We start from the raw sequence: 21,575 nt of genomic DNA on the forward strand, positions 1-21,575 counted from the left end.
TCGAGGATAAATACGTCTAGGACGTGGGACGGTTCCCGCGGCCGCCAAGGGCCCGGCTCACGTCGCCAGCCTCCTTCAGGGTGGCCCGCAGCTCCTTCGGCAAAGAGAAGAGAAGGTCTTCCTCGGCCGTGACTACTTCCTGGACTTCGCCATAGCCGTAGTCCGCCAAAAGCCGGAGGACGTCCTGAACGAGCACTTCGGGGACGGAAGCTCCGGAGGTCACGCCCACCGTGGCGACGCCCTCGAACCAGCTTTCATCCACCTCGTTCGCGAAATCCACGCGGTATGAGGTCCGCGCCCCGTACTCAAGTGCCACTTCAACGAGGCGCACTGAATTGGACGAGTTCGCCGAACCCACCACAATGACCAGATCAGCCTGCGGAGCGATCTTCTTGATGGCCACTTGGCGGTTGGTTGTGGCATAGCAGATATCGTCGCTGGGCGGATCCTGCAACGTGGGGAACCGGTCCTTGAGCAGGCGGACGGTCTCCATGGTCTCGTCCACACTCAGGGTGGTCTGCGAGAGCCAGATGGTCTTCTCGGGATTCCGCACGGTGACTTTGTCTACCTCGTGCGGGCCGTTGATGATCTGGATGTGCTCAGGGGCCTCGCCGGCTGTTCCTTCGACTTCCTCGTGGCCCTCATGGCCGATGAGCAGGATGTCGTAGTCCTCCTTGGCGAAGCGCACAGCTTCACGGTGGACCTTGGTGACAAGGGGGCAGGTAGCGTCAATGGTGCGAAGACCGCGGTCTTCGGCGGACTGGACTACAGCAGGAGACACGCCATGTGCCGAGAAGATCACCAGGGCGCCTTCAGGGACCTCATCCGTTTCTTCGACGAAAATGGCGCCTTGCTCCTCGAGGGAGCTGACGACGTGCACGTTGTGGACGATCTGCTTGCGGACATAAACGGGAGGTCCGTAGTGTTCCAGGGCTTTCTCAACAGCAATGACAGCCCTGTCCACGCCGGCACAATAGCCCCGGGGAGCTGCCAGCAGAACCTTCTTGGGTCCAGTAACCGGCGCCGCCGCCTGAACCTCTTCCGGTGATCGCCGTCTGCGGGGCACCGTGGGCATCGGAATGGAAACTGCTGTGCTGGTCATCCCTCCATGCTACCGGCCCGGCCCCGGCCCGCTGGCAGAAGGTGACGGCCGTCTCGCGGACAGGATCCAGCCGATGACACCCAATGCCAAGACTGCACCGGACACCACAGCAGCGATGACGATCCACTCACCGAAGCCTGTCCGGACCGCCGAAAAGAACTCCTGCTTGAACAGTTCTGCAACACCGTTGCCACTGGAGAGGCTTCCCATGAGTCCGCCCGCCAGATCCACCATCGCGGACCACATCGCCACAAGCACCAAGCCGCCGAGTCCGAGGGCGACCATCACGATGGAGCGGCGACGCGCTGCAGCGAGGGCCAACAGGACCGACACGACGGCACCCAGCGCTGCGAGCCACCAGAGGGGTGCGAAGGCGGCCACGCGCTCAACGAGTTGCTTCTGCGATGGTTCGCCCATGGTCACCAAACTTTCCGCCGGGACCTCGATCCGTAGCCCGCTGGCGGAGGACAACCGGTCGCGGATAAGCCTGATGAGTGGGCCAATGTCCAGGAGCAGGGCTGTATGGGATACCGTCTCCTCCGCCTGCTTCCCGCCTTCGAAGTTCAACCGATGACTGTTCCTGGCCGTTTCTTCCCAAGCTTTGGGATATTCAGGCCATGACTGCATTCCGGAAGCAGCTTCCCTGAGGGCATCCGCGGCCACTGATTTGAGTGGTTCCGGAAGATTTACGGAGGACTCGAAGTTCCCCACTGCGGCTGTACCAAGTCGGCTCTGGAACTCGGGATCCTTGCCCAACGCGCCGGCCAGGTGGACGAAGCCGTCCTCCTTGACCACGTTGACGTCCGCCCAAGCGGCCGGAACTGCGACGGCCGTGAGCATCAAGGCGAGGACCACTGCCACCGCGGAAATGAAACTGCGCAAAAGTCATCCTCGGGGTAAGGGGCCAGTGCCACCATCCTAGGTCTGTCCACAGGATAGAAAAAATGTCGGGCTTCACTGCTAAAGCTACGGATAGAGTTGGAAGGCCGGCCCAGGGACCGATTGGCCACAACCACGGCCGCACAGCTAGCGAGGACACATACACATGCAGGTAAACGCACGGATAACCCATGGCAGCTGACGCGACCCCGGAATCGACGCTGCCAGGTACCGCTGCGGAGACCAGCCCGGATAACCCTTGGCCCCTGCAGTTGCTGTCCAGGAAGCTAAAGGCCCACATCGAGCGCGCTCCCGCGGCGTGGATCGAAGGTCAGGTCATCGAACTCAACCGCCGTGGCGGGAACGCCTTCCTGACACTCCGGGACGTCGATGCTGAGATTTCCCTGCCGGCATCCGTATGGTCCACGGTCCTCGATCGCCAGAAGATACCCCTGGAACGTGGTTCCCGGGTGGTCGCCCTGGTCAAGGCCGACTTCTGGGTCAAGACCGGACGCCTGAATATGTCCGTCAAAGACATCCGGCCCGTGGGCCTGGGTGATCTCCTGGCCAGGATCGAGCGGCTGCGTCAGGCTCTTGCCGCGGAAGGCCTGTTCGCCGACTCCCGCAAACGAAAGTTGCCCTTGCTCCCCCACCGGATTGGGCTCATCACAGGGCGGGATTCGGATGCCAAAAAGGACGTCCTCCGCAATGCGGCACTGCGCTGGCCAGCCGTTGAGTTCGACGTTCGCGAGGTAGCTGTCCAGGGCAATACGGCCGTTGCACAGATCATTGCCGCGCTCCGTTCATTGGATGCCGATCCACACGTGGACGTCATTGTCCTGGCCAGGGGTGGCGGCGCTTTGGAAGATCTTCTGCCCTTCAGCAATGAAGACTTGATCAGGGCTGTGGCCGCGGCAACAACGCCGGTGGTCAGCGCCATTGGCCACGAAGCTGACCGTCCCATCCTGGACGACGTAGCTGACCTGAGGGCTTCCACACCCACCGACGCCGCTAAACGCATCGTTCCTGATGTCACTGAGGAACTGGCCATGGTCCGCCAGGCCCGGGACCATCTTCGCCGGAGCATTGGCAGGATGGTGGACAGGGAGACGGACAGGCTCCACGCCTTAAGGTCGCGGCCGGTCCTGGCAACGCCGGACACTATCGTTGCAGTCCGCTCAGAGGACATCACCCGTCTTCAGCGAAGGTCGCATGCTGCCGTCAGCACAGCCGTGGTCCGCGCGCTTGACCAGGTCCATCACCTGCGTGCCCAGGTGCGCGCGTTGTCTCCACAAAAGACCTTGGACCGGGGCTACGCGGTCGTCCAGATCGTCGGTGAAGACCAAGCCGGACACACAGTGGTCAGTAGCCCGGCGCAAACTCCGGACGGCACGCCGCTGGCCATCCGTGTCGCCGAAGGCCGCTTCAGGGCTGTGTCCACCGGAAAAGCACAACTCGTCGAGCGCTGATTTCACGGCAGCTGCACGGCACAAACACTGCACGGCACAAACACTCACCATCGAACGCGAAGGACCACCATGACAGAGAACAATCCCGCAGCACCTTCACCGGAGTCCTTGGATTCCCTCAGTTACGAGGAAGCCCGAGAACAACTTGTTGCGGTGGTCAGCCGGTTGGAAGCAGGCGGAGCCAGCCTTGAGGAATCGCTGGCGCTGTGGGAGCGGGGCGAGGCGTTGGCAAAACGTTGCGAGGACTGGCTTGAGGGCGCCCGTAAACGGCTGGCAACAGCCAGGGACGCAACCAACGACGGCGGAGCTGCCGCCAGCACAGACTAGACGGCCCAGACTAGACGACACAGACAAGCCGGCTCTGGGATCAACCGGCTCCGGAGCTACCCGCCTCCGGGCAACCAGCTCACCCGACGAAAACGACAGCTCTGCCGTTCAGGATTCCTCCACAAGCGCACGTTCAGTAGCGACGTCGAAATCCGCCTTCGGCCACTCCAGGGACAAGCCCTCCAGGGCGTCCAAAAGCAGCTGCTGGACTGCGATCCGCGCGTACCACTTCTTGTTTGCCGGAATAACGTGCCAGGGGGCGATGTCCGTGGACGTCTTCTCAAAGGCCGTGTTGTAAGCATCCATGTAGTCATCCCAGAACGCCCGCTCCGCGAGATCACCCCGGTTGTACTTCCAGTGCTTGCTGGGATCATCAAGCCGCGCGAGAAGACGCTTCTTTTGCTCGTCCTGGCTGATGTTGAGCATGACCTTGACGATGGTGGTTCCCTGCTGGACCAGCCTGGATTCGAAATCATTGATAGCGGCATAGCGCCGTTCCAATTCCCTGGCGTCCGCCCATGCATGGACTCGGTGGATCAGGACGTCCTCGTAGTGGGAGCGGTCGAAGACTCCCACCATTCCAGCGGCTGGCGCCTCTTTCTCGATGCGCCATAGAAAGTCGTGCGACTTTTCCTCGTCAGTGGGTGCTTTGAATGCCGTCAACTGCACGCCCTGTGGATCCATGGCGCCCACGACGTGGCTGACGATCCCGCCCTTGCCGGCCGTGTCCATGGCCTGAAGAATCAGCAGCAGCCGCTTATTGCTGCCGAACTTACCCTCCGCGAAAAGCTTCTCCTGCAGTTCAGCGAGCCTGGCGTCCTGAGCAGCCAGCAAGGACTTGCCGTCGGCCTTTGCGCCGACAAAGCCCGGCGTGGCCTTGGGATCCACGCTGGCCAAGGAAAAACCGGGCCCAACCCTCAGTTCATCGGCTGGACTCTTGGCGAACTCAACTGCGACGGACATGGCTTGCCTTTCTGCCTGGACGCGACCTCATGACGCGGCCATGGACCTCAGGCTAGTTCCCCGGGTACCTCGACAGGAAGTCCGCCATGCGGCCAATTGCCTCTTCAATATCCTTGACGTTGGGCAGCGTCACCATCCGGAAGTGGTCCGGCCGCACCCAGTTGAAGGCACGCCCGTGGGAGACCAGGATCTTCTGTTCCTTCAGCAGGTCCAGGACGAATTTCTCATCATCCCGGATGTGGTAAACCTCTGGATCCAGTTTGGGGAAAAGGTAGAGGGCGCCCCTGGCTTGCTGCGTGCTGACACCGGGGATCGCGTTCAGGAGATCGTACGCTTTGTTGCGCTGCTCCAGGAGCCTGCCACCGGGCAGGATGAGATCGTTGATGCTCTGGTAGCCGCCAAGCGCTGTTTGTATGGCGTGCTGTGCCGGGACGTTGGCGCATAGGCGCATATTGGCCAGCAGGTTGATGCCTTCAAGGTAATCGGCAGCATCCTTCTTCGGACCGGAAATGGCCATCCAGCCAGCGCGGTAGCCGCAAACACGGTAGGCCTTGGACAGTCCACTGAACGTCAAGCACAGGACGTCGTCCCCAGTCAGTCCGGCAAGGTTTACGTGGACAGCGTCTTCGTAAAGGATTTTCTCGTAGATTTCATCGGCAAAGAGGACCAGGCCGTGCTTTTCGGCCAAAGCAACGATCTGTTTGAGCGTGTCCTCGGGGTAGACGGCGCCCGTGGGGTTGTTCGGATTGATGACCACGATGCCCTTGGTTCGGGGCGTGATCTTGGATTCGAGGTCCTCGAGATCAGGTTGCCACCCCGACTCCTCATCACAGAGGTAGTGCACGGGGCGACCCCCCGCCAAGGCAACGGAAGCCGTCCACAGGGGGTAGTCCGGGGTGGGAATCAGGACCTCGTCGCCATCTTCAAGGAGGGCCATGAGCGACATGGTGATGAGTTCGCTGACCCCGTTGCCGAGGTAGATGTCATCAACGTGGATGTTCTGGATTCCGCGGGTTTGGTAATACTGGGATACAGCGGTCCGGGCGGAGAAAATGCCGCGGGAATCGCTGTAGCCCTGGGCATTGGGCAGGTGGCGGATCATGTCCACCAAAATGGCGTCGGGCGCTTCAAAGCCAAAGGGAGCCGGGTTTCCGATGTTCAGTTTGAGGATCCGGTGACCCTCCGCCTCCATCTGCTGGGCGGCCTGAAGAATCGGTCCACGGATGTCGTAAAGGACATTATGAAGCTTGGTGGACTGCTTGAAATTCGCCATTCCTCAAATATGCCACACCGGGGATGGACTTCAGTTGAGACTTAACTCACAGATACGACGACGGCGGTGACAGCCCCGCACGGGTCCGTCACCGCCGTCGTACGCGGTTTGCGTCGATCGCTACTTAACGATGCCCTTGTCTTTCAGCCATGCGGCTGCGGCATCCTTGGGGCTCTGCTTTTGGTCGCCGCTGACTGCGCGGTTCAGGTCCACGAGATCATCGGTGGTCAGGATCTTGGACACGTTGTTGAGTGCGTCCTTGGCCTTGTCCGTCATTTTGGCCTTGTTGTAGAGCGGCAATACTTGCTGGGCCTTGAAGTTGTTTTTGGGATCTTCCAGGACCACGAGGTCGTTGTCGGCGATCGAGGGTGTGGTGGTGTAGATGTCAGCCACCTGGACCTTATCCTCCAGCAACGCCTGGAGCGTCAGGTTACCGCCGCCGTCGCTGAATGGCTGCAGGCCCTTGAGCTCGCAGTTGTAATTCTTCTTCAACCCCGGGAATCCGTACGAGCGGGTCTCGAACGTGGCCGGGGCAGCCATGGTCAAGTCCTTGCACACCTTGGCCAGGTCCTCGATGGACTTCAACTGATACTTCTCGGCTGTGGCCTTGGTTACCACCATGGCGTCCTTGTCCTCTGCCTTGGAAGCGTCCAGTACCGCCAAACCGTCCGGAAGCTTGCCAGGGAGCGCCTTGAAGACGTCCTCAGCCGAGACCTCCGTGGCCTCTGGATCAACGAAGGACAGCAGGTTGCCGGAGTAGTCCGGGACCAGGTCCACGGACCCATCCTGGACAGCCTTGAAGTAGATCTCGCGCGAGCCGATGTTCGGCTTGGTAGTGGCCGTAACGCCGGCCGCGTTCAACGCGCCCGCGTAGATCTCGCCAATCACCTGGCTCTCTGGAAAGTCGGCCGATCCAACAACAAGCGGACCGCTGGATCCGCTGGATCCGCCGGAAGCAGAAGTGGATGGAGTGGCCAAAGGGCTGCCGCCGCACGCGCTCAAGGCGAGGGCCATACCGACGCCAGCCGCGAGGCCGCCGAGTCCACGGCGCGTAAGGGTCATGGGAACGGGATTTTTCATGGTGTACCTCCTTGAACGGCAGCCGCGGCGGGAGCTGGGGCTGTGAGATCGTCGGCCGCCGTATGGCGTCCGCTTGAGTCGAGGGTGAGGCCGGGCGAGAGAACCAGCCTCTGTAAGGCGGCCAGAACGAGGTCCACCGCAATGGCAAGGGCAGCGATCAGGAGCGATCCACCAAGCATCCGCGGAAAGTCCTGCAGGACAAGCCCATCGAATAAATACCGTCCCAGGCCACCCAGCGGCAAGTAGGCGACTACCGAAACTGTGGCAATCACTTGCAGAACAGCCGTCCGAATGCCACCGAACATCACTTGGAGGCCGTTGGGCAGCTCAACGCGGAACAGGATCTGAAGCTCAGTCATGCCCATGGCCCGGGCGCCGTCCACCACTGCGGCATCCACGCTGGAGATACCCGCGTACGTCCCGGCAAGCAACGGTGGAACCGTGAGGATGACCAGCGCCCACACCGGCGGCATCAAACCGCTGCCCGCCAACAAGGCAAAGAGGACCAATAGACCCAGGGTAGGCAGGGCCCGCAGGGCACCGGCGAGGGCCACCGCAATCACCCTGCCTCGTCCTGTGTGGCCAATGTAGAGTCCCACAGGCACTGCAATAGCCGCAGCAATGAGGAGCACCAGCCCGCTGTACTGCAGGTGCTCTGCCAGCCGGGCGGGAATGCCGCCGCTCCCCGTCCAGTGAATGGGGTTCGTCAGCCAGCCGATGGTGTCCGTAAAAACGTTGCTCATGCCGATGCACCCGGGTCCGGCCGCACTGGGGCATGGGGCAAGGACGGTCCGGCCTTCGGCTCAGTGAGCAAAGCCGTGCCGTTCCTGCGGTCGGTCCTTCCGCCAGCTGCCGCACGTGTCCACGGAGTCAGGAGGCGCTCCAGCACCACCAGGACTGCATCCATGATCAAGGCAAGGACAAGTATGGCGATGATGCCAACCACAACTTCGGTAACGAAGGTCCTCTGCAAGCCATCGGTAAACAGGATTCCAAGATTGCCGACTCCCAGCAGGGCCGCAACGCTGACCAGCGAGATGTTACTGACCGAGACCACGCGGAGCCCGGCAAAAAGAACCGGCAGGGACAGCGGGAGGTCCACCTGGAAGAACCGGGCCGAGGGCTTGAATCCCATGGCTACGGCAGCATTTCGGAGATCGTCGTCAACCGAGTCAAACGCATCCATGGCAGCACGAACCAGCAAGGCCACCGCATAGATCGTCAATGCGACCACGACGTTGAGGGGATCGAGGATGCGTGTGCCCAGGATGGTGGGCAGGATGATGAAGAGCGCCAGGGACGGGATGGTGTACAGCAAGGACGTAGCCGTAGCCACTACAGACCTCGAGGTGCTGTTGCGCCGGGCAAGCTGCGCCAACGGAATTGAGATCAGCAGCCCAAGAAGCATCGGAACGAGTGCGAGCACAAGGTGCTGGCCGGACAAGCCGAACACCATGCCAATGTTCGCCAGGAACCACTCCATCAGGTGGCGTCCTCCCTGTGGCGGCGGACTTCCTCAATCAGGGCAAGGACTTCCGACGCCTTCAAGACACCGGCCACCCTGCCGTCGTCGTCCACTGCCACGCCCAGGCCCGACGGCGATGACAACGCTGCATCTAGGGCCCGGCGCAAGGTGTCTCCCTTGTGGAAGAGTGAACCACCGGGGATCAGGCCGGCACCGTCGCGCGGTGAGGACCATCCGAGGGGACGTGATTCGTCGTCCACCACCAGCGCCCACTCCCCCGTCCGGCGTCCGGCGTTTTGCCCCTCGGTTGGTCCCACCATGGTTACAGAGTGGAGCTTCACGGAGTCTGCGACGTCGAAGGCAAGGTGGCGGAAACCACGGTCCCTGCCCACGAAGGAGGCAACGAAATCGTTGGCCGGTGCCCGGAGGATCTCTTCCGGGGCGGCATATTGGGCAAGCTTGCCGCCAACAGCAAAAACCGCCACCTTGTCGCCCAGCACCGTGGCCTCGTCAATATCATGCGTGACAAACACGATGGTTTTAGCCAGCTCGCGCTGCAGGCGCAGGAGTTCCTGCTGGAGTTCATCGCGAACCACCGGGTCCACGGCGCTGAAGGGCTCGTCCATCAGAAGCACGGGTGGATCGGCTGCGAGCGCGCGTGCCACTCCTACGCGCTGCTGCTGACCGCCGGACAGTTGCGAGGGATACCGCTTGCCGAGCACCGAAGCCAGCCCAACGACGTCGAGGAGTTCTGCGGCACGTTTGCGCGCGTCCGCTTTGGAGACGCCGTTGAGCCGCGGAACCGTGGCGATGTTATCCAGAACGGACCGGTGCGGGAGCAGCCCGGAGGACTGCATGACATAGCCCATGGAGCGGCGAAGCTGCGCTGCCGGCACTGTGGAGACATCCTTGCCTGCCACCGTTATGGTGCCCGAACTCGGCTCCACCATGCGGTTGATCATGCGCAGGGAAGTCGTCTTGCCACAGCCCGAGGGACCGACGAGGACGGTGATGGCTCCCTTGTCGATGGACATGGTCAGGTTGTCGACGGCCGGCTGGCCGCCTTGGTATCGCTTGGTCACGCTCTGGAACTCAATCATGGCTTCAGCCATACCCGGGCCTATCTTCGGCGGACGATCTTCACCCAGCGTAGTCAGCACCACCGACGATGTCAGCGACGCCACGTATTCCGTAATGAATCGGCAATGTTCAGCGTTTGCGTCGTTTGCCGCCCTTTGCTGCGCGTTCCTCGGCCTGATCGTGCCGGTGTCGTTCCGCGGCGCGCTGTCCCCTGTCCGCGGACAGTACCTTTTGATGCCATTCGCGCTGATAGGCACGCCTGGCTGCGGCATCGTGTTTCCGGTTCAGGGCCGCCAGTTCGCGTTGGAGTTTGAGGTAGCTTCCCCAGCGGCGCGGGTCCAGGCTTCCATGGGCGAGCGCCTCCTGCACGGCACACCCCGGCTCGGCTTGGTGGGAGCAGTCGGCGAATCGGCATTGGGCGAACAACGCTTCAAGGTCGCCGAACATCTCTTCCATCCCCTCCTCAGCGTCGAACAGTCCAAACCCGCGAACACCCGGAGTGTCCATGAGCACGGCACCGCCTCCCAGCGGCACCAGTTCCCGGGAGGTGGTGGTGTGCCGCCCCTTACCGTCACCGGCACGCACCTCACCCGTTTCCTGGAGATCTCGTCCGGCGAGGGCATTGATGAGCGTTGATTTGCCGGCACCCGACGGGCCGAGCAGCACCAGCGTGGCCCCTTTCGGGATGTGCTGCCTGAGCTCCTCGAGGCCATCGCCCTGCTCGGCGGACGTGGTGACCACCTCTACTCCGGCAGCTTGAAGGATGACTTCGCCTACGACGTCGTCTGCCAGGTCAGCGAGGTCGGCTTTGGTAATGACGACCAGCGGGGTTGCCCCGGAATCCCAAGCGGCCACGAGCGTCCGCTCCAACCGGTTATGGGTAAGAGGACGGTCCACGGGCACTACTACCGCCACGATGTCGATGTTGCTGCCAAGGATTTGTTCCTCGGAGGATGCCTCGAAGGCGCGCTTGCGGCTCAATGCCGAATGCCGAGGAAGAACCTCGGCGACGGATGGCTCACCTGCGCCGTTGTGCCCCAGCCACACCCAGTCCCCGGTGGCGGGAACCAAGCCATGCCCTGGATAGGGCAGATGGAGCAGGCCGCTGTTGGACGCCACGAGCACCCGATTCCTATCGAGACGAACTACCCGTCCCGGAGTGTTGTCGCTTGTGTCGCCGCCCGTAGCCGGGTTGGTGCGGAAGAGTTCAGCGATGCTTTCGGTATAGCCGTAGTCTGTTGGGCCTTTCAGGTGGTTGCCGTCGCCGGCGCTGCTGAAACTGATTTTTGGGTCGCTTGAAGAAGCGTAAGTTTTCACGTTGGAACCTCTGCTGAGGCCCGGCCGCCTAGTTTTGGCAGGCTGATGCCGGGACAGGAATGGTGGTGTGATGATGGTGCGCCGCGCTTGAGTGCGGGGCGCGCAGGATTATGGCAATCATCATTTCCACCTCCTCGGCATCCAGACCGGCAGCTGGTGGGCCGGCAACGTTCTACAGCGTAGCCAAGCCAGTGGGCTTTGGCTAGGTCTTTGAAGTCGCGACTAGTTGAGCTTCCCGTCAGCAGGCCGCTCATTGTGCAGGCGCAGCGCCACGTCCACCAGGGACACCCGGCTGAGTTTGCCGATGTCCTCCAGGGGAATCCACGCCGCATGGGTGGTGCTGCCGTCCACCTCGTGCGTCAGCTCGCCACCGACGATCGTAGCTTCGTAGACCAACCGGAGTGCCTGGAAGTCCCGCAGCGTACCGTCCGCCAGGGCTTCGGCGGGCCAGTGTCCGACGTCGATGCCCAGCATGAAATCAATCCGGGCCTCGTAGCCGGTTTCCTCAAAGACCTCGCGGCGGCATCCGTCCACGGGATGCTCCGCAAGGTCCAGTCCCCCGCCCGGCAGCGTCCAGCCTTCCTTGCCGTCCTGCTTCCAGTAGGCCAGAAGAATCCGGTCCTCCTGAATGATGACGGCGTAGGCGGCAGGGCGGGTGTCGAACTCCAGGGTCATGGTGCCAGCTTAGTTGGCAGCTCAGTTGTCAGTCAGTCGGCAAAGGCGCTACGGCAATTCGGCCGCCGCTATCGGCCCCGCCTCTTCCGGGCCAAGGTCCGGCCCGTCGCGGAGCTCGACGACGGTCCCCGGCTTGGCGAGCTCCAGCACCTTGATGCTGTTCCGGCCAATCTTCACCAGAGGTGCCGGGGCGTACAGGGTGACCTGCGGCCCCTTGTCCCAGTACCGTCCCAACAGGAATCCATTGAGCCAGACGAAGCCCTTTCCAGAATCCGGGAGTGCAATATACGTATCCGCCGGTTCCGCAACCTCGAACTCGGCTCCCGCCAGTCCTTCAAGGTCTTCGGCCGCCCATTCAGCCAAAGCCACGGGCGTCTGTGTCCAATGGAAGGTGTAGCGCTGGTTGATCAGGACGCCTCCAAGGATGCCTTTGCCATGTCCGGTCAGGGGGCCATAGTTGATGCGGCCCAGGTTCTCCACCAGAATCTCCAGCTTGGCCGGGACGCCGGTTCCGGTGACAACCAACCCTTCGGCCGCGTTGATATCGTCAAGGACGCCGGCATACTGTCCGTCGACCCAGATGTAGGCGCGGTCTTTCAACCCCGTGATTTTGAGGCGGCTCTCGGCTGGAGCTCCGGGGAGTCCCGGGAGGGTGGCTTGGGCTGCGTAGAGGACCATGCCGGCGTCGAGCCCCAGCTGTTCAAAAGTGAGCGGTTTGACGCTGGTTACTGGCTTGCCCGAATCGCGGACGAGCTCCAACAGGTCCCGGCCTTCTGTCAGGGCCAGGGACTGCACTGGAAGGACAGGGGCGTCCGCGAGCAACTCGAGGGGTAGTTCAGGAAGGTCCTCGATGCCCTGGGCGCTGTAGAACTCCTTGCGGAAGGCATGGAATTTCGGCGTTAATGCTCCGTTCTCGGCAATGGGGGCATCGGAGTCGTAGCTGGTGACTGTTGGCTGGAGCATGGTGCCATCGTGGTTGCTGCCCGATCCCAGGCCGAAGTTCGTACCGCCATGTGCCATGTAGAGGCACACCGATCCACCAGCATCGAGCATCTTCCGTGCTTCTGCAGCGGCGTCACTGGCATCGCGGCGATGGTGGTGTTCGCCCCAGTGGTCAAACCAGCCACCCCAGAATTCGACGTTGAAGAAGGGCTCGTCGGGCCGTCGCCTCTTCCAGGTTTCAATTGCCTCATCGCCCCGGCTTCCCAATGTGGCTGTCGCCCACGTTCCATCCACGGAGCCGCCGTCGAGGAAGTAGTCGGTTCCGCCGTCGGCTGTGAAGAGCAGCTCAGTGATCCCTCGCTTCTCCAGGGCACGGCGATTCCAGCGGATGTAGTCGTGGTCGTCGCCGTAGCTGCCATATTCGTTCTCAATCTGAACGGCGACCATGGGACCACCCGCCGATGCCTGCCGGGATGCGATATGCGGGAGAAGGTGATCGAACCACTCCTCGATCGCGGCCGTAAACTGTGGATCCATGCAGCGCAGGCCAATGCCGGGGATTCCGGTGAGCCAGGCCGGGAAGCCGCCGTTGTCCCATTCCGCGCAAATGTAGGGGCCTGGCCGGACAATCACGTCCAAACCTTCCTCAGCGGCGAGGTCGATGAAACGGCCGATATCCCGCCAGCCTGTAAACTCCGGTGCCTCTTCGCGCTTAGGCTGGTGGAAGTTCCAGGCAACGTAGGTGTCCACAGTATTGGCGCCCATGGCCTTGAGTCGACGCAGCCGGTCCTGCCACAAATCAGGGTGAACGCGGAAGTAGTGGATGGCTCCGGCAAGGATGCGATACGGTTCACCCGAACGGTAGAGGACGGCGTCGTGGTAGCTCAAAACGGCGTTGTTCACACGGAACAGATTAGCTCAACTTCCAACATTTATGCACAGGTGATGAACACATGACCAATCTTGATACTTCCCCGGCGGAGCAAGTCTGCCCCGCTGCCCCTGAAGGACAAGGCCCGTGCGTGCAGTTATGGCCTGAGCGTGAAGTTCCCCTGGGCGGAGTCCGGGCCATGAACGTGTTCCGCACGTTGCCCCAGCGCGGCTTGCCCACCGTTGGCGCCTGGTGCTTCCTGGACAGTTTTGGTCCGGACCGTGTGGCAATGAGCGTTCTCCCCCACCCTCACTGCGGCCTCCAAACCGTGACATGGCCGCTGGAAGGGGCCGTGCGGCACCGCGACAGCGTGGGAAGCGATGTGGTGGTCAAACCGGGTGAACTGAACATCATGACCGCCGGCCATGGAATCTCCCATTCCGAATTCTCGGTCCTGCCTGCAGCTACGCTGGCCGGGGCTGATGACGAGATTCCCATGTCGCGGGGACTCCAGTTGTGGGTTGCACTCCCTGACGAACACCGGCACCGCGAACCCTCCTTCGAGCAACACACCGAGCTTCCAGTGGCTGTTGGCGAGGGCTACACAGCAACCGTGATGGTGGGCGAATTTGCCGGTCAACGCTCCCCGGCCACAATGTTCAGCCCCATCGTCGGCGCTGACATCACCGGCGCAGGTACACTCCAGCTTCCGCTGCTTCCGGAGTTCGAGCATGCCGTGTTGGTGCTGGACGGCCACTTGAACATCGACGGCGAAGACATCGAACCAGGCCCCCTGGCCTACCTCGGCGCCGGCAGGCAGAACCTGATCGTAGAGGCCCGACCGGATACCCGTTTCATGCTTTTGGGCGGCGAACCGTTCGGGGAAGACCTCTTGATGTGGTGGAACTTCGTGGGACGTACCCATGAGGAAGTGGAAAAAGCGCGTTTGGAATGGGAAGCCGAAGGCCTGCTCGACGACGACGCTGCCGCCACTTCACGCTTCGGGTTGGTCCAGGGCCACGGTCCAGACGCAGGGCCGGAAGCCGGACGAATCCCTGCGCCGCCGCTTCCGGGCGTTAAGCTGCGTCCCCGTACCCGAGGCTGAGGTCCTCGGGCCCGAGGCTGAAGTTCAAACCGCTATGCCCGCTGCTCGGCCACAAGCATAGGGACGCCGAACACTGGGTCCTGCTGGAGAATCCGGACATCGACGATGCCCTGCTCGGCCAGCCGCGCCTTGAATGATTCCTGCAGGCGGTGGACGTTCATGCCCAGTCCGCTGCCTAGGATTACGGGACCATCCAAGCCGAGTTGTCGAACGGCCTGTTCGGCCAAGTCAGCCAAGTCCCTGCCCGCTTGGTCCACCAGACGTGAACTGGTTTCATCACCGGCGTCCGCAGCTTCGACGACGAGCCGCGCTTTTTGTGCCCAATAACGGCGACCCGTTTCCGGGGAGTGGAACAAGGCGATCAGTTTGCCCGGCTCTTCCACTCCACAGGAGTCCAGCAAGGCACGGCTCAGGGTGTCCGGCTCAAGTCCCTGGTTCATCCGCCGCAAGCTATGGCGCACGGCTTCGCGGCCCAACCAGTAACCGCTTCCCTCGTCGCCCAGAAGATAACCCCAGCCTCCGGCTCTAGCTTCCTCACCGGCCGCGTTCCTACCCCACGCGGCAGAACCGGTTCCGGCAATCACGGCGACGCCCGTGCTCGCTCCCCCCGCGGCCAGGAGCAGCCGGGAGTCGTGAACCACAGTGATGCGTGCTCCGGGGACGTGTGGAGAGATGAGATCGGCGAGCGCTTGCGCGTCCTCATCGGTATCAATTCCTCCGGCGCCCGCGTAAACCTCGTCGATGTCACCGCCGCCGATCTTTGCGAAAAGTTCGGCGAGATTTGCCATGGCCTGCTCGCGGCTCACGTTCTGCACATTGGAGCTTCCGGCGCTTTCGTCCCGGACGGGAACGCCGTCTTCGAACCTCACACCCCGCGTTTTCGTGCCGCCGATATCCAGCCCGATCACGGTACCGGAGAGTGCCTCCGGGGACGCGTGGGAATGCATGGCAGAGTCAAGATTGTTCACCGTGAAAGACTAGCTTGGAGCGCCCCGAGGAGAAACCGCAATGTCGCATTCCCTGTTTGATACGCCTTTCATTGCAGCGCCCATGGCTGGTGGAACGTCCACTGCCGCCCTGGTGCAGGCAGTTCAAGTCGGCGGCGGTTTGGGTTTTCTCGCCGCCGGCTATAAAAGCCCCGAGGCCATGACGGCCGAGATCGCAACTGCGCGTGCAATGGGCATCCGGTTCGGAATGAACGTTTTTGTACCGGATATGGCGCAACTCTCCCCGTCCCCGGCTGTGCGCGCGAGGCTGGAGGCGTACCGGACGGAACTTGAAGCAGAGGCGGCCCGCTACGGCGTGGCAGTCCCGGCCCTCCGATTTGATGACGACGACGCCTGGCAGGACAAAATCGACGCGTTGATCGCGGGTCCTGTGGAGTTCGTCAGCTTCGCCTTTGGGCTGCCGGGACGCTCTGTGGTCAAGGCCCTGCAGAAGGCCGGAACTGCTGTCATCACCAGTGTGACGAGCATTGCCGAGGCCCTTGCCGCCGCGGAGGAAGGCCCGGATGCCCTTGCGGTGCAGCATAGTTCCGCAGGAGCACACACGGCGGCGTTCCTCGCCGGCCCAGGAGAAAGCACCACGACGGCGGGTCTCATCGCCCAGGTGCGTACCGCCGTCGACCTTCCGCTGATTGCAGCCGGCGCGATCAGCCACGGTTCAGCGCTTCGCGAAGTCCTCGCCGCTGGTGCGGCAGCCGCGCAAGTTGGTACGGCGCTGATACGCACGGAGGAAAGCGGAGCCCGGCAAGCGCATAAAGACGCCCTCGGCGATCCGCGCTATACCGAGACAGCCAGGACCCGGGCCTTTACCGGACGATTCGCCCGTTCGCTGGTCAACGAGTTCGTTCGAGATCACGCGGACGCGCCAGAGGGTTATCCGGCAATCCATCATCTGACAGCGCCGATCCGGGCAGCAGCATCGGCGGCCGGTGATCCTGAGCGCCTCAATCTCTGGGCGGGCACCGGTTGGCGATCAGCAAAGGAAGGATCTGCGGAGGATGTTGTCAGGGATTTCCTGAGCGTGCTCTGACAAGCTCGGCCAGCAACGCTTCGCCCTCCCTGACCACCAGCTCACGGAAAAGCCTGACGGCGTCGGGTTCGAAGGTGCGCTCCCGCCAAGCCATGCCGATCTGCCGGAAGGCAAGCTCGGATTCGATGGGAACTTCCACAAGTCCCAACTCGGCCCCCGGCAGGAATTGGCCAGTTCCGGAGCCCGGCCCGGCGGGAGGCAGGATGCTGAAGCCCAGTCCGGCCGCGACCAGCCCCCGGACAGTGTGGGATTCCTGGACTTCAAAAGCGGTCCGCGGACGGAAACCTGCTTCGCGCAACAACGCTTCACCCAGAGCCCGGAGGCCGACGCCGGCGGGCAGCGTCACATAGGGCTCGTGGCGCAGCTCGGAGAGGTGCACGCTTGAGCGGCTCGCGAGTGGGTGCCGATAATGCAGCACTACGCGCAGCGGCTCCCTGTAGAGAGGCAGGGAGTGGATGCCCCTGCCGTCCGGGGCGATCGGTGCAGTGAGCGCGAAATCTGTATCGCCCCTGGCCAGTTCGTCCAGGCAGTCGTCACGCGGACCCTGCCGGAGCTCGAAGACCGTATGCGGATGGCGGCCGCGGTACGCGCTGATGAGCAGGGGCAGCGTCGCTTCCCCAAACGTGTGCTGGAACGAGACCCCGATCCGTCCCCTGACCACGTCCGACTCGTGGCGAACCCTATCCAATCCGGCTTGGAAGTCTTCCAGCGCCGCTTCGATATAGGGCAGCAATGTTCTTGCCGCTGGAGTCAGGCGGATGCCACGCCCATCATGAACAAGAAGATCCATCCCCACAATCGCGCTTGCCCTGGCCACTGCACGGCTCACCGTGGACTGGGGAACGCCGAGGAGCTCAGCCGTTTCCGTCATATGCTCCGTCCGGCCCAATTCTGCCAGGACGGGTAGGAGCGGCAGGAGTTGCACAAGCTGTTGGTGATCCGGTTCCATGCGCCTGCCGTTCCGCTCCAGCATCAGTACGAAAGTCATGCATTCCTGCATGAATCATAAGCGAATCATGCATTGGAACGCACAGTCCAGGAAGCCTAGTCTGGGCCAGTGACTAAAACAGCTGTGAGCGCTACACCATGGGACGGGCATGCCAAGGGTTCCCGTGGCTACCGCCGCGTGCTTGCCGCATTGGCCTTGGCCGGCGTGGCTACGTTCGCCCAGCTGTACTCAACCCAGGCGGTCCTGCCACTCATGGCAGCCGACCTCCGCATCTCGGCAGCAGAAGCCGCGCTGAGCATCTCCCTGGCCACCGTGGGACTTGCCGTCAGCGTCCTGCCGTGGTCCTTTGTGGCAGACAGGATCGGCCGGGTTCGTGCAATGGCCATGGGCATCGGAGCAGCAACAGTGCTGGGGCTGGTTGTTCCGCTGGCACCGACCGTTCCACTGGTCCTCGGACTGCGCGCTCTTGAAGGCATGGCCCTGGGCGGAATCCCAGCCATAGCCATCGCGTACCTCAACGAAGAAGTCACCAAGATCCACACCGCACTGGCGGCCGGAAGCTACGTTGCTGGAACCACGCTCGGCGGACTTGCCGGACGCTTGGTCGCGGGTCCAGTGGGAGAACTGTGGGGGTGGCGGGCAGCTGCGCTGGCAGTGTCCCTGCTGGCCACCGTCTCCGCGGTCCTGTTCCTGGTGCTGGTACCCAAACAGCGACGCTTCATGCCCGTACCGCCGAAGGGATTCCGCGGAGCCTTGCGCACACTGCGAGGCCATTCCACGAATCCCAAGCTGTTCTCCCTTTACCTTCAGGCATTCCTGCTCATGGGCGGATTCGTCGCGGTCTACAACTACCTCGGATTCCGGCTCCACGGTGAACCATTCGGACTTCCCACCACTCTGGTGAGCCTCATTTTCCTGGCCTATCTGTCCGGAACCGTGAGCTCCCGGTGGGCGGCCGGACTCACCACGCGCTTTGGGCGGCGCACTGTCCTGCTCTTTGGGATTGCCATGATGATCGCGGGACTCGCCCTCACGTTGGCAGAGAACCTCGTGGCCACGTTGATCGGCCTCGTGGTATTTACTGGCGGCTTTTTCGCGGCCCACAGCGTGGGTTCCGGTTGGACCGGTGCCATCGCCACAACAGGCCGCGCCCAAGCGGCATCACTCTATAACCTCTCCTACTATCTGGGGTCCAGTGTCATCGGCTGGGCGGGAGGCCTGGCTTTCCAAGCGTTCGGGTGGCCGGCTTTGGCGTGGAGCGTCATGGGCCTTGCCATTACGACGGCGGTAGTCACCGCCGTCGTACATCGCTCACCGTCAGCGCAAAGCAAGCCGCTTTCGGCACCGGAACCCCTATAATCGTCAGGCATGACAGAGATCACAAGTTCCCGGGAGCTGTCCTCGCCGGAACGGCTGCAGGCGTTTACCGATGCCGTGGTAGCGATCGCTTTGACGCTGCTGATCCTCCCCCTCATGGAGAGCGTTGGTGAACTGGCTGATCATCACGGCACCACAGCCCAGTGGTTCGCCGAGGAGCGGTATCCCCTCCTGGGATTCGTCCTGAGCTTCGTCCTCATCTCTGTTTTCTGGGTTCACCATCACCGGCTCTTCCGCAACGTCCATCTTGTGGACTCAGTACTCTTGTGGCTGACTATTGCCTGGATGTTCACCATCGTGTGGATGCCGGTGGCAACTGCACTGTCAACGCAAATGCATGCAGATTGGGCGCAGCCGCTTGTCTACATAGGCACGCTTTTCGCTACGAGTTTCCTGCTGCTGCTGGCCCGCGTCTATCTTCGCTCGCACCCGCACTTGCATGACCTGGACGAGGCGGCCACGAGGTCCGGGATCCAGGCCGGGACCATCGTGGCGGCGCTCTTTCTCGCCGCGCTGATCCTGGCTCTCATAGTTCCAGACTTGGGAAACCTGCCATTGCTCCTCATGGTGCTCAGTGAGCCACTCCAACGGCTCGCCCGGCGTCGGAGCCTCAAGAACAGCGAGCGACAGCCCTTGGACCCAACCCCAAAATAATCCACGTAGTACCCGCGCCATCACGGACAAATATTCGGGAAGTACCATCTGGAACGAATGGTTAGCCAGGATTTCAGTGATTATGATGAATGAAAGGCAATTTCAGGAGGATCCGTGAGCAACCCCGCGAAGAATGTTCGGCCAACGTCAGGCAGCGCCGAGCCGCTGGACGCCATAGATGAACGGATCCTTGCCGCCCTGGTGGAGGACGCCCGCATCTCCAACAAACAGTTGGCAGAACTCGTGGGAATCGCTCCGTCCACTGCGCTGATGCGGACAAGGGCCCTGTCCGAACGCGGGATCATCGAAGGCTTTGAGGCGATCCTCAGCCTGCCGGCCATCGGCCGCTCGGTGCAGGCGCTCATTGCCGTCCGTCTCCGCGCCCACGATCGGGACCAGATCGACCGCTTCACCGCACGCGTCCCTAAGCTGCCCGCAGTGATCTCCACGTTCCACACCACCGGTTCCGTGGACTATCTTCTGCATATTGCAGTCGCCAACACCGACGACCTCCGCAACTGGCTGCTGGATAACCTCGCGACTGATCCGGTGGTTGGCCACACGGAGACCACCATGGTCTTCCAGCACATCCCCGGCAATCGCGGTCCGCTCCCCGAGTAGCGACTCTCAGGCGCGCCTGGCACCCCGGAGTGACGCCGCGGCAAGCGCCAGCGCTGCAACCCCGCACAGCACGGTAAAACCAACGACGGCGGTCTGCAAGCCAAGTGCCGAGACCGCCATTCCCAAGCCAATCACCGGAACTGCGCTCCCCAAATAGGTGATGACGTATACCGTGCTGATGACCTGCGCATGCCGGGCTGCCTCGACCTTCCCGGCAACGTCGTTGAACACCTGACGGAAGGCGATGCCCTGCCCTGCACCCGCAGTGACGCTGGCTGCAGCCAGCAACAACGGACTCGACCAAGCTGCGGCAGCTCCCACCAGAACTATCGAGATGCCCAACACCGCCAGGGCAACGGGGACCAGGTAGCGTCCGCGTACTCCTACCAGCTGGCTGAGCGCCGAAGCACCCAGGGTCACCCCAGCCAGCAGCCCGATAAGGGGTCTGGAATCAGCATGCACCACCGTTGCGAAATATCCGGGAGCCAGCGACAGGCAGAACCCAAAGACTGCGAAGCTCAGGAAGCCCACTGCCGATGCCATCCAAAAGGCACTGCGGGCGTGACTGGAAATGGCGGGTTTTCGTGGAGCGAGAACCTTGAACGCCGGCTTTCCTGCAGCGGGCGCAATCGCGGGCCTTGCCTTGAGTAGCCACAGCGGAATAAGCGTGGCAAGCAGCACCGCGGAGTGGATGTAATAGGGCGTTCGCGTAGGGTCCGGAAGCAGCGACAGGAGACCACCGATGGCGGGTCCGGCAGCCACGCCACCAGCCGAGGAGAGCAACGTGAAGCGCGAAGCCCAGTCAGGCCGCTGGGGCAACAGTTCACGCAGGGCTGCGGAACTGGCCCCAGTAGCCAGCCCTACTGCCACGCCTTGGAAGGCCCTGCCGAGGGACAACATGCCAAGACTGTCCGCATTCGCGAAGATGATGCCGCCCACCAAACCCATGACGACGGCAAGCACCAGTGCCGCCCGCCTCCCAATGTGATCGGACCAGTGCCCCGCCACGATGAGAGCCACAACAAGCGCCAGTACGTAGCTGGCAAAGGCCATCGTGACGTCCAAGGAGGACATACCCAGGCTGGCCTGCAGGAGAGGATAGAGAGGTGTGGCCAAGTTTGCGCCTACAAGCAGCGTGAACATCACTGTGCCGGCCAGGACCAGCCTTGCAGTGGTGGTGGCATCCCAACTCCAGACGCCGGCTTTGGCCGGACGCATGCGGAGTTCGCTCAAGACAGTCATTTCCGTGCCTTTGATTCGGGGCTGCGCGCGGGTTCCTTGTGGGATGGGCCGCGCAGCCAGGTTTCGATAGCAACAGATTGCCGTAGGACTGCGCTCAGCGAAGCAGGAACGTGGGAAAATTGAGCAAAATACTCAAAGTAGTCTCGTCAA

Annotated in this window: 21 protein-coding genes; 7 read left to right on the top strand and 14 right to left on the bottom strand. The window is 62.4% G+C overall.

From position 1 onward, the window contains the following. Positions 1 to 16: 16 nt before the first annotated feature. A complete protein-coding gene (locus VUN82_17835; GenBank protein XAS70936.1) occupies positions 17 to 1,102 on the bottom strand; it encodes a 4-hydroxy-3-methylbut-2-enyl diphosphate reductase in 1,086 nt (361 codons plus the stop codon). A gap of 9 nt (positions 1,103 to 1,111) precedes the next feature. After that, on the bottom strand, positions 1,112 to 1,984 hold the full coding sequence (locus tag VUN82_17840; GenBank protein ID XAS70937.1) for a hypothetical protein: 873 nt from the start codon (positions 1,982 to 1,984) through the stop codon (positions 1,112 to 1,114). 188 nt (positions 1,985 to 2,172) lie between these two features. Here VUN82_17840 and xseA point away from each other — a divergent pair, with 188 nt between their 5' ends. Both xseA and VUN82_17850 read left to right on the top strand, forming a co-directional pair. Continuing rightward, entirely contained in the window at positions 2,173 to 3,450 is a 1,278-nt protein-coding gene (xseA, locus tag VUN82_17845) for an exodeoxyribonuclease VII large subunit (protein XAS70938.1), read from the top strand. Between the two features lie 69 nt (positions 3,451 to 3,519). Then, positions 3,520 to 3,777, top strand: a complete 258-nt coding sequence (locus tag VUN82_17850; protein ID XAS70939.1) for an exodeoxyribonuclease VII small subunit — start codon at positions 3,520 to 3,522, stop codon at positions 3,775 to 3,777. A 108-nt stretch (positions 3,778 to 3,885) separates the two neighbouring features. Here the strand turns inward: VUN82_17850 and VUN82_17855 are convergent, their stop codons facing one another. The 9 genes from VUN82_17855 to VUN82_17895 form a co-directional block, all read right to left on the bottom strand. After that, positions 3,886 to 4,740, bottom strand: coding sequence for a polyphosphate kinase 2 family protein (locus VUN82_17855; GenBank protein XAS70940.1), 855 nt, complete (start codon positions 4,738 to 4,740; stop codon positions 3,886 to 3,888). Between the two features lie 52 nt (positions 4,741 to 4,792). Further along, positions 4,793 to 6,013, bottom strand: coding sequence for a pyridoxal phosphate-dependent aminotransferase (locus VUN82_17860; GenBank protein XAS70941.1), 1,221 nt, complete (start codon positions 6,011 to 6,013; stop codon positions 4,793 to 4,795). 120 nt (positions 6,014 to 6,133) lie between these two features. Then, on the bottom strand, positions 6,134 to 7,093 hold the full coding sequence (locus tag VUN82_17865) for an ABC transporter substrate-binding protein (protein XAS70942.1): 960 nt from the start codon (positions 7,091 to 7,093) through the stop codon (positions 6,134 to 6,136). Continuing rightward, entirely contained in the window at positions 7,090 to 7,836 is a 747-nt protein-coding gene (locus VUN82_17870; GenBank protein XAS70943.1) for an ABC transporter permease, read from the bottom strand. Before VUN82_17870 ends, VUN82_17865 begins: the two co-directional genes overlap by 4 nt. Beyond that, on the bottom strand, positions 7,833 to 8,576 hold the full coding sequence (locus VUN82_17875; protein ID XAS70944.1) for an ABC transporter permease: 744 nt from the start codon (positions 8,574 to 8,576) through the stop codon (positions 7,833 to 7,835). The genes VUN82_17870 and VUN82_17875 overlap by 4 nt, the downstream gene beginning before the upstream one ends. Beyond that, positions 8,576 to 9,670: an ATP-binding cassette domain-containing protein gene (locus VUN82_17880; GenBank protein XAS70945.1), complete on the bottom strand. Its 1,095-nt coding sequence runs from the start codon at positions 9,668 to 9,670 to the stop codon at positions 8,576 to 8,578. The genes VUN82_17875 and VUN82_17880 overlap by 1 nt, the downstream gene beginning before the upstream one ends. Positions 9,671 to 9,767: 97 nt before the next feature. Further along, positions 9,768 to 10,955, bottom strand: coding sequence for a ribosome small subunit-dependent GTPase A (gene rsgA / locus VUN82_17885; protein ID XAS70946.1), 1,188 nt, complete (start codon positions 10,953 to 10,955; stop codon positions 9,768 to 9,770). Between the two features lie 222 nt (positions 10,956 to 11,177). Then, a complete protein-coding gene (locus tag VUN82_17890; protein XAS70947.1) occupies positions 11,178 to 11,630 on the bottom strand; it encodes an NUDIX domain-containing protein in 453 nt (150 codons plus the stop codon). A 48-nt stretch (positions 11,631 to 11,678) separates the two neighbouring features. Next, complete coding sequence (locus VUN82_17895; protein ID XAS70948.1) at positions 11,679 to 13,475, bottom strand: beta-galactosidase family protein; 1,797 nt, start codon at positions 13,473 to 13,475, stop codon at positions 11,679 to 11,681. Between the two features lie 50 nt (positions 13,476 to 13,525). On the opposite strand from VUN82_17895, the gene VUN82_17900 reads away from it, so the two are divergent. After that, a complete protein-coding gene (locus VUN82_17900; protein ID XAS70949.1) occupies positions 13,526 to 14,548 on the top strand; it encodes a pirin family protein in 1,023 nt (340 codons plus the stop codon). Between the two features lie 32 nt (positions 14,549 to 14,580). Here the strand turns inward: VUN82_17900 and VUN82_17905 are convergent, their stop codons facing one another. After that, complete coding sequence (locus tag VUN82_17905; GenBank protein ID XAS70950.1) at positions 14,581 to 15,516, bottom strand: BadF/BadG/BcrA/BcrD ATPase family protein; 936 nt, start codon at positions 15,514 to 15,516, stop codon at positions 14,581 to 14,583. Between the two features lie 40 nt (positions 15,517 to 15,556). Between VUN82_17905 and VUN82_17910 the strand changes: the two genes are divergently transcribed. Next, positions 15,557 to 16,582 carry a nitronate monooxygenase gene (locus VUN82_17910; GenBank protein ID XAS70951.1) on the top strand — a complete coding sequence of 342 codons (1,026 nt, stop codon included), beginning with the start codon at positions 15,557 to 15,559 and terminating at the stop codon, positions 16,580 to 16,582. On the opposite strand, the gene VUN82_17915 is transcribed toward VUN82_17910, so the two are convergent. Further along, the gene (locus VUN82_17915) at positions 16,557 to 17,531 is read right to left on the bottom strand and encodes a LysR substrate-binding domain-containing protein (protein ID XAS74731.1); all 975 of its coding nucleotides are present in this window, start codon (positions 17,529 to 17,531) and stop codon (positions 16,557 to 16,559) included. The genes VUN82_17910 and VUN82_17915 overlap by 26 nt on opposite strands. A gap of 108 nt (positions 17,532 to 17,639) precedes the next feature. On the opposite strand from VUN82_17915, the gene VUN82_17920 reads away from it, so the two are divergent. From VUN82_17920 to VUN82_17930, 3 genes are all read left to right on the top strand, one after another. Continuing rightward, entirely contained in the window at positions 17,640 to 18,890 is a 1,251-nt protein-coding gene (locus VUN82_17920; protein ID XAS70952.1) for an MFS transporter, read from the top strand. Between the two features lie 9 nt (positions 18,891 to 18,899). Then, positions 18,900 to 19,562 carry a TMEM175 family protein gene (locus tag VUN82_17925; GenBank protein ID XAS70953.1) on the top strand — a complete coding sequence of 221 codons (663 nt, stop codon included), beginning with the start codon at positions 18,900 to 18,902 and terminating at the stop codon, positions 19,560 to 19,562. A gap of 114 nt (positions 19,563 to 19,676) precedes the next feature. Next, positions 19,677 to 20,183, top strand: coding sequence for an Lrp/AsnC family transcriptional regulator (locus VUN82_17930; GenBank protein XAS70954.1), 507 nt, complete (start codon positions 19,677 to 19,679; stop codon positions 20,181 to 20,183). A 6-nt stretch (positions 20,184 to 20,189) separates the two neighbouring features. Here the strand turns inward: VUN82_17930 and VUN82_17935 are convergent, their stop codons facing one another. Continuing rightward, positions 20,190 to 21,425, bottom strand: a complete 1,236-nt coding sequence (locus VUN82_17935) for an MFS transporter (protein ID XAS70955.1) — start codon at positions 21,423 to 21,425, stop codon at positions 20,190 to 20,192. Between the last annotated feature and the right edge of the window lie 150 nt (positions 21,426 to 21,575).

Source organism: Micrococcaceae bacterium Sec5.1 (assembly GCA_039636795.1).
Taxonomy (GTDB): domain Bacteria; phylum Actinomycetota; class Actinomycetes; order Actinomycetales; family Micrococcaceae; genus Arthrobacter.